The 11,480-nt window shown below is 30.5% G+C and carries 14 protein-coding genes; 11 read left to right on the forward strand and 3 right to left on the reverse strand.

Annotated features, from left to right (window positions below; genetic code table 11):
• The first annotated feature begins 61 nt into the window (after positions 1 to 61).
• Both M2475_RS04690 and M2475_RS04695 read left to right on the forward strand, forming a co-directional pair.
• Positions 62 to 1,039, forward strand: coding sequence for a MerR family transcriptional regulator (locus M2475_RS04690; RefSeq protein ID WP_277489928.1), 978 nt, complete (start codon positions 62 to 64; stop codon positions 1,037 to 1,039).
• Between the two features lie 63 nt (positions 1,040 to 1,102).
• Positions 1,103 to 2,143, forward strand: a complete 1,041-nt coding sequence (locus M2475_RS04695; RefSeq protein ID WP_277489929.1) for a hypothetical protein — start codon at positions 1,103 to 1,105, stop codon at positions 2,141 to 2,143.
• 49 nt (positions 2,144 to 2,192) lie between these two features.
• Here the strand turns inward: M2475_RS04695 and M2475_RS04700 are convergent, their stop codons facing one another.
• The gene (locus M2475_RS04700) at positions 2,193 to 3,161 is read right to left on the reverse strand and encodes a biotin--[acetyl-CoA-carboxylase] ligase (protein ID WP_277489931.1); all 969 of its coding nucleotides are present in this window, start codon (positions 3,159 to 3,161) and stop codon (positions 2,193 to 2,195) included.
• A gap of 101 nt (positions 3,162 to 3,262) precedes the next feature.
• Here M2475_RS04700 and M2475_RS04705 point away from each other — a divergent pair, with 101 nt between their 5' ends.
• From M2475_RS04705 to M2475_RS04715, 3 genes are read left to right on the forward strand one after another with little or no spacing between them, the layout of a single operon-like run.
• Positions 3,263 to 3,958 carry an ABC transporter ATP-binding protein gene (locus M2475_RS04705; protein ID WP_277489933.1) on the forward strand — a complete coding sequence of 232 codons (696 nt, stop codon included), beginning with the start codon at positions 3,263 to 3,265 and terminating at the stop codon, positions 3,956 to 3,958.
• On the forward strand, positions 3,958 to 4,767 hold the full coding sequence (locus M2475_RS04710) for a hypothetical protein (RefSeq protein WP_277489935.1): 810 nt from the start codon (positions 3,958 to 3,960) through the stop codon (positions 4,765 to 4,767). Before M2475_RS04705 ends, M2475_RS04710 begins: the two co-directional genes overlap by 1 nt.
• A gap of 21 nt (positions 4,768 to 4,788) precedes the next feature.
• A complete protein-coding gene (locus M2475_RS04715; RefSeq protein ID WP_277489937.1) occupies positions 4,789 to 5,154 on the forward strand; it encodes a GntR family transcriptional regulator in 366 nt (121 codons plus the stop codon).
• On the opposite strand, the gene M2475_RS04720 is transcribed toward M2475_RS04715, so the two are convergent.
• Positions 5,151 to 5,969, reverse strand: coding sequence for a phosphotransferase (locus M2475_RS04720; protein WP_277489939.1), 819 nt, complete (start codon positions 5,967 to 5,969; stop codon positions 5,151 to 5,153). The two genes, M2475_RS04715 and M2475_RS04720, sit on opposite strands and share 4 nt — an antisense overlap.
• Before the next feature lie 134 nt (positions 5,970 to 6,103).
• Here M2475_RS04720 and M2475_RS04725 point away from each other — a divergent pair, with 134 nt between their 5' ends.
• The 5 genes from M2475_RS04725 to M2475_RS04745 are packed head-to-tail and all read left to right on the forward strand — an operon-like array spanning position 6,104 to position 9,872.
• Positions 6,104 to 7,765: a DUF4080 domain-containing protein gene (locus M2475_RS04725; RefSeq protein WP_277489941.1), complete on the forward strand. Its 1,662-nt coding sequence runs from the start codon at positions 6,104 to 6,106 to the stop codon at positions 7,763 to 7,765.
• Entirely contained in the window at positions 7,762 to 8,343 is a 582-nt protein-coding gene (rdgB, locus tag M2475_RS04730) for an RdgB/HAM1 family non-canonical purine NTP pyrophosphatase (RefSeq protein ID WP_277489942.1), read from the forward strand. The genes M2475_RS04725 and rdgB overlap by 4 nt, the downstream gene beginning before the upstream one ends.
• A complete protein-coding gene (locus M2475_RS04735; protein WP_277489944.1) occupies positions 8,340 to 8,846 on the forward strand; it encodes a tRNA (cytidine(34)-2'-O)-methyltransferase in 507 nt (168 codons plus the stop codon). The genes rdgB and M2475_RS04735 overlap by 4 nt, the downstream gene beginning before the upstream one ends.
• A 20-nt stretch (positions 8,847 to 8,866) precedes the next feature.
• Entirely contained in the window at positions 8,867 to 9,553 is a 687-nt protein-coding gene (locus M2475_RS04740; RefSeq protein ID WP_277489946.1) for an AzlC family ABC transporter permease, read from the forward strand.
• Complete coding sequence (locus M2475_RS04745) at positions 9,546 to 9,872, forward strand: branched-chain amino acid transporter permease (RefSeq protein ID WP_277489948.1); 327 nt, start codon at positions 9,546 to 9,548, stop codon at positions 9,870 to 9,872. Before M2475_RS04740 ends, M2475_RS04745 begins: the two co-directional genes overlap by 8 nt.
• Before the next feature lie 70 nt (positions 9,873 to 9,942).
• On the opposite strand, the gene M2475_RS04750 is transcribed toward M2475_RS04745, so the two are convergent.
• A complete protein-coding gene (locus M2475_RS04750; RefSeq protein ID WP_277489951.1) occupies positions 9,943 to 10,566 on the reverse strand; it encodes a YigZ family protein in 624 nt (207 codons plus the stop codon).
• A 278-nt stretch (positions 10,567 to 10,844) separates the two neighbouring features.
• Between M2475_RS04750 and M2475_RS04755 the strand changes: the two genes are divergently transcribed.
• Positions 10,845 to 11,375, forward strand: a complete 531-nt coding sequence (locus M2475_RS04755; protein ID WP_277489952.1) for a polymer-forming cytoskeletal protein — start codon at positions 10,845 to 10,847, stop codon at positions 11,373 to 11,375.
• The last annotated feature ends 105 nt before the right edge of the window (positions 11,376 to 11,480 follow it).

The following is an 11,480-nucleotide window of genomic DNA, read 5'->3' on the forward strand; positions in this document are numbered from 1 at the left end:
ATAAGTATTGACTATTCCTTTAGGGAAGCGTTTATAATATTAAAAAAGGAATCGATAAATTATGAACAACTTAGTTAAAATTAGAGATGTATCCAATAAATACAATATAACGGCTCGTACATTACGATATTACGAAGACATGGGTCTTTTGCATAGTATTCGAAATGATGATGTCGCTTATAGGATGTATGATGAGAAGGCTGTAAGACGGATTGAACAGATACTTATCTTACGTAAATTAAACATTAGCATAAAAGATATTCAACGAATTTTCAATGCTGATGGTTCGGATGTAGTACTAGAAGTATTAGGGAAAAAAGTAGATACGATTGATGGTGAAGTTTCTTTGTTACATGAACTAAAAGATATTGTTTTAGACTTTATAAAAGAAATAGAAAATATGAGTTTTACAGATAATGCAGATATAAAACAATTGTATGATAAGGCAAAGGCAATTGAAACACAATTTGTAAGTGCTGACTATATAGGAAAACCATCTAATGTAAATCGTTTGATCGAAATAAGTGAGCAATTAGATAAAAAAATTCCTGATGTAATGGTTGTCAGAGTTCCATCTTTCAAGGCAATCACTTCTGGTGATCAAACTTGGATGGATATATTCAAAGAAGGTGGTTATATGTTTCAATTATGGCAATACTATCATTTGTTTAAGCCTGTAATTTTCGATTGTTTAGATTTCACATTACCTAAAAATGATAAAGCAGAGATGATATGTGCATTAAAAGAAGATGTTATTGAAGCGGATGTTCCACCATTTCAAATGATTGATTTTCCAGGTGGATTATATGCTATGGCAGTTAGTATTGATGAAGATGATGAAAGCATTCAAAAAGTACAAGATAAAATCTATAGGTGGATTGATAATACAAATTTTGAAGTTGATAACACTCGTGATTACATGTTTAATATGCCTTATTTAGATGAAGATAACATATACAATAAGGATATAGAAAAAGGACTTGGGTATAAACAAATGCAGAGATATGTCCCAATAAAGTTGAAAGATGAAAATAAGTAATTTATAGTATTTGTATGAGGTATTGCACTATGCAATATTATAAGAAAAACAGTGAGGTAATATATGCGAAAAACGTTAGTAGAGTTAGCAGAATACTTAAAGCTTATCATTGTTCCCGAAACGGATGAAGCATATGCAGTAAACCCTATAGTTAGCAATATTTCAAATGAAGAAAATATTCGCCATGGGATTTCGGCGTTTAGAATTTTTTTATTGCGGTTTTATGATGAAATAATTACAAAAGGGAATGAATATGATGCCTATAAAAAAGTTGCTCATGAATATGAAAATCGTACTACTTTATCTGGATATTATCCATTTTTAAACAATCTAAAAATATTATTGATGAAGATTGGTTTTTATGGGAAATTAGAAAATAATCATCAATATTTACGATGCGATAATAAAATATTTAATGAGAAGATCACCACAGCTAAAAATATTGAGTGTTTACAGTTTTTAAGCGAGTGTGGGATATGTATAGAAGGAATAGATTTACAAGATAAAAAGCAAAATTTAGCTAATATAAAAACAGTCAATATATCCTATCCTGACGATTCTGCAATGCTGGTTGGATTAAAAGCTATGATAGTAGCTGAAAAAGAATTTGGTACACTTACCAATCAAGACGTTTTTTTACGGTGCGATTATAGAATATTAAAAAACGCTGATGTAGATATAACTTTAATTGTGAAAGACACAATCCATAGCTTACCAATAGATATACAAGCTTTTGTATTACAATTGCATCATCAATATTTGGATAAAGGATTGAAGGTTATTGTCGAAATAAAGGGATATTGGGTATATATTAAATACATGTATAAAAGAAAAGATCTATGGGGAATCAATGCATCACTAAACAATGGATTTCATATAAATGTGAAAGCTAAGAATATGCAAAAATATATAGATACAATTGAAACATTTCCACCATTTTTAAAAGAAGTTATTAACAAAGGTTATGGATGTGGAAGAAAAAACAAGGAAATTGGTCATTGTGATGGCGGGTGTCGAGGTATGATTATCCCCTTAGATAATACTGCAGTATCAATGTATGATGATATTGAAAGATGGTTTGATAAAGAATTAGAATATATGTAATAAAAAAACTCCCTGTGAAAGATAAGGAGCGAAAAAAACATAATTATAGTTAGGTATTGTTATCTACTTTACGAATACTAACTTTACCAGAATTAAGTGTATGGATAGTTCCATCCACTTTTTTTATGATGAGATTAGCATTTTCATCAATATCCAAAACATGAGCAGGATAAGTATTATCTTGTTCATGTACGACGATATCTTGATCTATAATAATAGAGTGTTGTTTGTAGATTGGTAAAAAAGTATTATGAGTTAGTTCATTATAATATTTATAAAACGATTGCAAGATTTGGTGAATTAAAAGATTTCGTTTTTGTTTTAATGAAGTAAAGTCTTCGATAGAAGCGGCTATTTCATGGAGCTCTTTATCAAATTTTTGAGAATGCACATTAAGTCCAATGCCTACAATCATATAATCCATATTAGCGGTGTTCATTTCTAAGCTTGCTTCACATAAGATGCCACCAATTTTTTTGTTTTCAATGAAAATGTCGTTTACCCATTTTATTCCAGATGAAATATGATAAACTTTATCGATTGCTTCATAAACAGCAACACTTGCACATGCTGTAAGTTTTAAAGCTTCATAAATTGTAATTGATGGTTTTAATAAAATACTCATATAGATGCCCTTTTGCTTAGTTGATGTGAAAGAGCGTCCATTTCTTCCCTTTCCTCGTGTTTGTTCATCACTGATTAAAACATAGCCTTCTTTTTGATTATACGCGATTTGTTTTAAAGTATCATTTGTAGAATCAATACTTTGTTGGATATGTATCGTGTGGTAAAAAGAGGGAAGCTGATTTTGGATTTCATCAATGATTAGAACATCGTTATGATTAGCTAAAAGATATCCTTTTCTTGTAGACGAATGGATTTCATATCCATCAGCAATTAATTTTTTTACGTATTTAGATACATTCATACGAGATGTGTTTAATTGTTTTGAAATTTGTTCACCAGAAATATAAGTTCCTTGATTATCATTTAAAATAGATAGTATTTTTTGTTTCATAAAGTTATTATATAGTAAAATTAAGAAATGTAAAAATGCAAATCCTTTACAAACTTCAAAACTGTGTTATAATGTTAATACAGTAAAACAGGAGGAATATTATGGAGGTAATTGCTAAAATTGATAACGTAACTAAAAGTTATGGAAAAAAAGAAGCATTATCAAATGTTACATTTGATGTACATCCAGGTGAAATAATAGGGCTTTTAGGCCCTAATGGTAGTGGTAAAACAACGCTTATCAAGATTTTGAATAGCCTGATTGCAGATTATAGTGGAAATATTGAAATTGATGGACACTCAATTGGTGTTCATTCTAAATCAGTTATTTCTTACTTGCCAGATGAACCATATTTTGAAGGCTGGCAAAAGGGAACGGATGTATTAGAAATATTTATAGATATGTATAAAGACTTTGATTATGATCGTTGTATTCGCTTGTTAGAGCGTTTCCAAATCGATCCAGTAATGAGATTTAAGGAAATGTCAAAAGGGATGAAAGAAAAATTTCTATTAGCCTTGGTTATGTCTAGAAATGCAAAGGTTATTATTTTAGATGAACCAATTGGTGGAGTGGATCCAGCAGCCAGAGAAATTATTCTGGATACAATATTAGAAAATTATAGTGAAGAACAAACGATTATTATGTCTACGCATTTAATTGCCGATATTGAGCGAATTTTTAATCGTGTTATTTTCTTGAAAGAAGGAAGTGTTGTATTGGATGATGATGTGGAGTCAATCCGTATGCAAACAGGAAAATCAATCGATGAGTTATTCAGAGAGGAGTTCAGATAATGTTGAAATTATTAAAACATGAGTTTAAAGTAAACAGAACTTCCTTCTTAGCTCTATATCTTGTTGTTATAGGATTATCTATTATTTTAAGATTATCAAATTTCACAAATATCACCGATGATACAGCAAGTATTTTTATAGGATTATTGATGATGTTGTATGTATTTGGAATCTTGGCAGCATATATTTATGTATTTGTAGCAGTGATTCGCTCTTTTAATAAATCCATGTTTAAGAAATCAGGATACCTTACAATGACATTACCAGTCTCGACAACTAGTAAGATTATTTCAAAGATGTTAATGGCCTCATTTTGGTTTATTGTTAGTACCATTGTGATTATTTTATCACTTATGATTCTTATTCCAGATTTTGTAAATGCATTCTCTGAACTTGGTGATATATTGGCACATTATGGGTTTAATATTACATTGTGGTTACTATTAGTTTTAGCTGTAGTATCAGTTTTCCAAAGTATTTTATCAATGTATTTGTGTGTAACTTTCGTTAATACAAAATATGTAAAAGGTCATCGATTATTGATAGGAATTGGAGTTTATTTTGTATTCTCATATTTAACAAATTACATTCAACTTTTATTTTTGAATACAGCACCTATTGATGCTTTAAATATGATGGAACCAAAGAATTATCCTTCGGTGGAACTATATCTAAATGATTTCTCTAATGAGTTGAATAATTTATTATCTAGTGTAATTGTACCTAATATTATTATATCTGTAATCTTTGGGTTGTTATGTTTCTTTGCAATTAAGTATTTGATTGAAAAGAAAATAGAGCTTGACTAAAGAAAGAAAGGACGTGATTTTATGAATTTTGATCCAAATATACCAATTTATTTACAAATTATGGATGAATTTAAAAAGAATATAGTATCAAACAATTTTACATTAGGGTCAAAAGTAAAATCTGTTCGTGATTTGGCAATTGAGTACGGTGTTAATCCTAATACAGTACAACGTGCATTAAGTGAATTAGAACGGGAAGGTTTACTACGAAGTGAGCGAACATCAGGACGCTATATAAGTGATGATGAAGAGTTGATAAAAAAACTCAAAGTTGAACAAGCAACAGCAATCGTAGATCGGTTTATTTCAGACATGAGGGCATTAGGTTTCACAAACAAGATGATAATGGAAACAATTGAGAAAAGTATACAAAAAGATGAAGACTAGAATTCTAGCTTCATCTTTTTTAATGCATTATATTTATCGTTTGCGATATCTTTATATATACTTTCTTTGCGACTTTCATATAACATCATTGCCCAATAACACCATAAGATATTATGGAATGCTTCCCATAGCGATAAGGTGTGACGGATAGTGTCATCAAACTCATCAAAGTAAACTTGGTAAAATCGTTCGCGTAATGTAGAGTCAGTAATTTGATTTTCACTGATGAAGGACATAACATCAAACAATGCATCATTACTAGCCGCATATTCATAATCAATCAGATAGTCACGATGCTCACCAAATAGAATATTCCCAGATACAATATCATTATGGCATAATACTTGCTTATGTTTTAAGTGTTTTACTTCTTCAAGTATATATTCATAAGGCGCTAAATCAAACAAAGGGTCTTTTACTTTACTCTTATAATTCATTAGTGTTTTAAGTGGATTGAATTCAAAGGGTGGTGCAGGTTTCTCATGAAGCTTCTTTATTAGCCTTGCACAACGTTCAATTTTATCTTCATAAGGACATTGTGCGTATTCATATAAATGATCAATGTATTCTGTAATTTTAATTCCTGTATTTGTATCAAAATAAATGGTAGGAACATCTAAATCTCTTACATCTTTTAATATTATAGCTTCATGTTGGCGGTTAAAATCATGGGTACTATCGCCATAGGGAATTCGTACCACATATTTCATATTATTAACTTGTAATAAGTAGTTATGATTTGTGATTCCTTTGTCTAATTTTTCTAAAGTGTAGTTATCGCTTTGAAATATATGTTTAATTATTTTGTTTATCATCTGTATCACCTTTTTATTATGATAGCATATCAAGACATAATTTACATAAGATATTCATTTCCTTTGTATAGTAAATAAGAAAAAATAGTTAGAATCATAAATCTTTGATACAATAAAAGACATGGAGGCTTAATATGAAAGTTTTACTTACTACATTGAATGCAAAATATATACATAAAAATTTAGCGCTAAGGTGGTTGTATGTTTCAAAACCAGATTTTCATGATGTGGATATAAAAGAGTATACAATCAAAGAAGATATTCAGCATATAGCAGAAGAATTGCTTTCAAGTACTTATGAAGTGATTGCTTTTAGTGTGTATATATGGAATATTGAGCCAACTTTAGAAATTATAAAAATAATCAAACAACAATCTAATAAGTGTATTGTTGTAGGTGGTCCAGAAGTGAGTTATGAATCTTATGATTTAATTAATCAAGGTGTTGATGCGATAAGTCTAGGAGAAGGAGAACAAGCTTTTTGGAAGTATATTACAAATGTAGAAACAGGAGTGCAAGAAGAAACTGTTGGTATTTATACAAAGGCTTTTCCAAATAAGCAATTTGCTTATGTAGACCTTGAGGATAATGAAAAGTTAGAAAATCCATATTTTTTGCCTTTTGATGAAAAGGATATGCAAAATCGATATTTCTATTTTGAAACAAGTAGGGGATGCCCTTATGCTTGTGAATATTGTCTTAGTAGTGCAGATAGTAAAGTTCGCCTATATAGTGAAGATTATGTCTTTGGTATTTTAGAAAAAATAGCAAAATCTAAGATTCGAATTGTGAAATTGTTGGATCGTACATTTAATGTACAGCCTAAACGAGCGTTGAAGATTGCTAGGTTTATGAATGAAAATTGTCCGAATCAGATTTTTCAATTTGAAATTGTTGCGGAAACACTAAGTGAAGAATTGTTGGATTTCTTTTGTGAGGAAGCGGATAAAGAAAGATTTCGTTTTGAAATAGGGGTACAATCATTTCATGAGCAAACCTTAAAAGCAGTTGGTAGATTACAAGATAATAAACGTTTACGTGAAGTTATTACAAGGTTACAACAAGCGAAAGTTGTAATGCATGTAGATCTTATCGCAGGATTGCCATATGAAGGGTTTGATCGATTTAAATATTCTTTTAATGCACTTTATGATTTGCATGTTGATGAAATTCAATTAGGGATTTTAAAGTTATTAAAAGGAACTAAGTTAAAGCAGAAAAAGGATCTTTATGAATATATATATAATCCTTTACCACCTTATGATATTCTTGAGACAAAGTGGCTTAGTGAAGCAGAACTTGTATTAATAAATGAAAGTGCACATGCAGTTGAAAAGTTTTATAATAGTGGAATGTTACGCTATACGGTTGATACTTTATTAGAACTTGAATTTTATGAAGACGCATTCTCTTTGTTTAATGATTTAGGGAGTGAATTGAAAAAATTAAAGCATCCTTACCAACCGCATCAGATGTTTCAAATTGTGAAAGATTTACTTGTTGATAGGGATGGTGAAATTGTAGATGGTTTATTGAATTATGATTATTTTAAAATTTTTAAGCAACGTCCTAAACTCTTTCTTGAAAATAGAACTAGTTTAAAAAAACGGAAGGAAATCATGGAAATGTTTGTAAAAAAAGATATAATTAAAGAAAATGAAATTTACCATTATGGACATGTAGAAACGATATATTATAAAGAAAAACTTGGTTATCAATTAATTCTTTACAGCAATAAGCAAACATATCCTCAAAGATGGTTTATAGATGAAGGGAAAATTGAGGTGATAAAATGAAAGAAATATTTATAGCAACTTCAAATCCAGACAAAGTTAGAGAGTTTACACAAATGCTGAAACCACTAGGATATGATGTAAAATCTTTACTTGATCTTGATGAGAAAATAGAGATTATTGAAGATGGAAAAACATTTGAAGAAAATGCATATAAAAAAGCAAAAAGTGTATATGATGTTTTACATAAAGAGGTTATTAGTGATGATTCAGGTTTGTGTGTAAATGCCATGAATGGAAAACCTGGAGTTTATTCAGCACGATTTTTAGGTGAAGATACACCATATCGTGCAAAGAATACATATATATTAGATGAAATAAAGGGTGCAAAAGATCGTGGAGCACAGTTTGTTTGCGTCATTTGTCACATCCAAGAAGATGGAAGTTATAAAACGTATCATGGCGTTTGTGAGGGTGAAATTGCTCTTAAGATTGAAGGAGAACATGGCTTTGGGTATGATCCTATTTTTTACTATCCACCTTTTATGACAACACTTGCGAATGTAAGTGATGAAGAAAAACATGAGGTATCACATCGTGGGAAAGCTTTAAAATTACTTTTGGAGGATTTAAAGAAATGATCCATATCGTATTATATGAGCCAGAGATTCCACAAAATACAGGGAATATTATGAGGACTTGCCTGGCAATGAATTGTAAGTTACATTTAATTGAACCGCTTGGTTTCTATTTAGATGAGCAACATTTACGTCGTGCGGGTATGGATTATATAAAAGATGTGGAGTATGTTAAGTATGCTGATTGGGATGCTTTTTTAGAAGCGAATCCGAATGGTGATAAGTATTTTATTTCGCGGTATGCGAAAAAGTCACCAGATGAATTTTCTTTTTCTTCCAAACAAGATATTTATTTAGTTTTTGGCAAAGAAAGTACGGGAATTCCCAAAAACATTTTAAAATCGTATTTGGATAGTTGTATTCGGTTACCAATGGTGGCAAGTGCTAGGAGCATGAATCTTAGTAATTGTGTTGCAATTATGGCCTATGAGGTGAATAAACAGTTAGGTTATCCAGGGCTTGTGAAACATGAAACATTGAAAGGGGAAGATTTTCTGGATCAATAACATAGAGTAAGGGGGATATGATGATTGAAGCATTAAAGAAAGCTTTTCCATTTACTATTCCAGTAATGATTGGGTATGTGTTTTTGGGAATTGCATTTGGGATTCTATTGGAGAAAGCAGGATATAATTTTTTATGGGCAATCTTATTAAGTGTCGTAATTTATTCTGGTGCTTTGCAGTTTGTTTGTGTAAGTTTTTTAAGTGGTGGAACAAATATACTTTCGATTATCTTTATTAGCATGGTAATGAATTTTCGCCATTGTTTCTATGGGCTGTCAATGTTGGAGAAGTATAAAGAAACGGGAAAGCAAAAACCATATTTGATTTATGCACTTACTGATGAAACATTTTCATTATTAAATACAGTTGACGTTCCTGAGGATGTTTCGAAGGGATGGTTTTATTTTTTTGTGTCATTATGTAATCAATCCTATTGGGTGTTTGGAGCAGCTGTGGGGGGATTGTTATCCTTTTCGTTGAATTTTAATACACAAGGCATTGATTTTTCAATGACAGCATTATTTGTGGTTATGTTTATTGAACAAATAAAAACCCATCGTACATATGTTATAGGTTTTTTAGGGATTGTATTATCATTTCTGGCATTGCTTCTTGTGGGACGAGACTATTTCATTGTTTTAGCATTGTTATTAATTGTAATCACCTTACTTATACAGAAAAAGAAAGTAGGTGTAATTCATGAATGATGATGCATTGTTGATTGTATGTATATGTGGTGTTATTACCCTTTTTAGTAGAATGATTCCCTTCTTAGTGTTTCCAGAAGGAAGAAAGACACCTGCGATAATTCTTTATCTAAGCGATTATCTTCCAGTCGCTATGATTGGGATGTTGATTATTTATTGTTTAAAAGATGTTGATTTTCTATCTACTTATCATGGTTTTCCTGAATTGTTAGGAATTACAATTGTAGCAGTATTGCATCTTTGGAAGCGGAATACACTACTTAGTATTGTGGGGGGAACGGTATGTTATATGTTTTTGTTACAAGTTGTTTGCATATAAAAAGCTAATTTGAACCAACACCTTCTTGTTTTTTTACTTTTGAGGGTTAGATTATGAATTAGCTTTTTTATTATTCGTCATTTGGTTTTACATCTATTTCGACAATTTCTTCTTTTAATCGTTCAAGTGGATATTTGCCATTACTTAATTCTTCAATATCTTTTGAAAAGTCTGTTTCATGGCGTAATGTATAGATAACTTTTTCTTCATATATTTTATCTAAAACACTGATATCATTTTGTGCAATATAGTAGTCTAACTTACCAATAAAGGGGTAATCGAAAGATAATTGAAAGCGAAACGTGTTTACTTTTTTGGTGACTGTTGTATGTTTTAAGGCTTCGCTAGTACTTTTGGAATACGCTCTAATTAAACCACCAGCACCAAGCTTAATTCCACCAAAATATCTTACTACAATGGCAATTGTATCGTTCATATGATTTTTTCTTAAACATTCTAAAATAGGAATTCCAGCAGTTCCACTAGGCTCTCCATTATCATTGCTACGCTGTATTTCATTATGTTCACCAATTAAAAAAGCATAGCAGTGATGTGTAGCATTTGGATGGAGTTTTTTAATTTGTAAAAGATATTCTTTTGCTTCAGCTTCACTGAAAACACGATTTAAATAGCAAATAAATCGCGATTTATCAATAATTATTTCATGATTGCTTTCATTTTTTACTCGAAACATAATATCACCAAGATAATTTTATCTGTTTTTTGTTTGATATGCAAATAAAGGATGCTTAAAAAAATGTATTTAAACTGAACCAAATACGAGTAAATGGTAACTTATTATATGAAGCTATAGATTATTTAAAAAGACAAGAGGTCAGTACTTCTAATTTATATATATTTAAATAAAATTTAATAACTATTTGCGCCTAGGTCGTAGATAGTTTAAAATAGAATAGAAGTAATTAACCTGAGTGGCTAAAAATGATTTAAAATATTAAGGAGGAAGACGAAATGGATAACAATTATGAAGGTAATGAAGCAGTAGAGGCAACGGTTTTTGCAAAGGGCTTAGTGATTGAAGGTGATGTACAAGTTGATTCACCACTTATGGTAAATGGAGTAGTCAATGGAAATATTACTAGCAATAATCATGTTGAACTTGATGAAGAAGCTTCTGTGAAAGGGGATATACGTGCAATGCAATTGCATGTGAATTCTGGAAAAGTAGAAGGAGATATTCATACAGATGGACAATTATATATTGGAAAAGATACTTATGTAAAAGGTTCTATCATTGCAGGTTCGGTAATTGTTGAAGGGAATATCGATGGAAATATTCAAGTGGAAGGAAATATAAGATTATTAAATAGTGCGAAAGTTTTAGGTAGTATACATACAGCGGAGATTGAAATTGATAGAGGTGCAAAATTGTCTGGAAATGTACAAATCAAAGATGTTGTTGAAGAGCCACACCAAGATATTGAATCAGAACATATACATGTAGATGAAACAACGCCTTATAATCAAGAGAACGGAGAATAAGAACCTTATATGATGTGAACCCATAAAGTTGGACACGTTATTATTTAAGCGCTTAAACTTGAGGATTGTTCTCTGTATGCTACAGGGGATAATCCTTTTAGTTTG

Source organism: Breznakia sp. PF5-3 (genome assembly GCF_029504745.1).
GTDB lineage: Bacteria > Bacillota_I > Bacilli_A > Erysipelotrichales > Erysipelotrichaceae > Breznakia.

What these genes read in the sequence shown, in the direction of transcription:
- M2475_RS04700 (WP_277489931.1), bottom strand. Translation starts at nt 3,161, where the DNA reads ATGAAACAAAAAATACTATCTATTTTAAATGATAATCAAGGAACTTAT.
- M2475_RS04745 (WP_277489948.1), top strand. Translation starts at nt 9,546, where the DNA reads ATGAATGATGATGCATTGTTGATTGTATGTATATGTGGTGTTATTACC.
- M2475_RS04715 (WP_277489937.1), top strand. Translation starts at nt 4,789, where the DNA reads ATGAATTTTGATCCAAATATACCAATTTATTTACAAATTATGGATGAA.
- rdgB (WP_277489942.1), top strand. Translation starts at nt 7,762, where the DNA reads ATGAAAGAAATATTTATAGCAACTTCAAATCCAGACAAAGTTAGAGAG.
- M2475_RS04720 (WP_277489939.1), bottom strand. Translation starts at nt 5,969, where the DNA reads ATGATAAACAAAATAATTAAACATATATTTCAAAGCGATAACTACACT.
- M2475_RS04755 (WP_277489952.1), top strand. Translation starts at nt 10,845, where the DNA reads ATGGATAACAATTATGAAGGTAATGAAGCAGTAGAGGCAACGGTTTTT.
- M2475_RS04695 (WP_277489929.1), top strand. Translation starts at nt 1,103, where the DNA reads ATGCGAAAAACGTTAGTAGAGTTAGCAGAATACTTAAAGCTTATCATT.
- M2475_RS04705 (WP_277489933.1), top strand. Translation starts at nt 3,263, where the DNA reads ATGGAGGTAATTGCTAAAATTGATAACGTAACTAAAAGTTATGGAAAA.
- M2475_RS04740 (WP_277489946.1), top strand. Translation starts at nt 8,867, where the DNA reads ATGATTGAAGCATTAAAGAAAGCTTTTCCATTTACTATTCCAGTAATG.
- M2475_RS04690 (WP_277489928.1), top strand. Translation starts at nt 62, where the DNA reads ATGAACAACTTAGTTAAAATTAGAGATGTATCCAATAAATACAATATA.
- M2475_RS04750 (WP_277489951.1), bottom strand. Translation starts at nt 10,566, where the DNA reads ATGTTTCGAGTAAAAAATGAAAGCAATCATGAAATAATTATTGATAAA.
- M2475_RS04725 (WP_277489941.1), top strand. Translation starts at nt 6,104, where the DNA reads ATGAAAGTTTTACTTACTACATTGAATGCAAAATATATACATAAAAAT.
- M2475_RS04735 (WP_277489944.1), top strand. Translation starts at nt 8,340, where the DNA reads ATGATCCATATCGTATTATATGAGCCAGAGATTCCACAAAATACAGGG.
- M2475_RS04710 (WP_277489935.1), top strand. Translation starts at nt 3,958, where the DNA reads ATGTTGAAATTATTAAAACATGAGTTTAAAGTAAACAGAACTTCCTTC.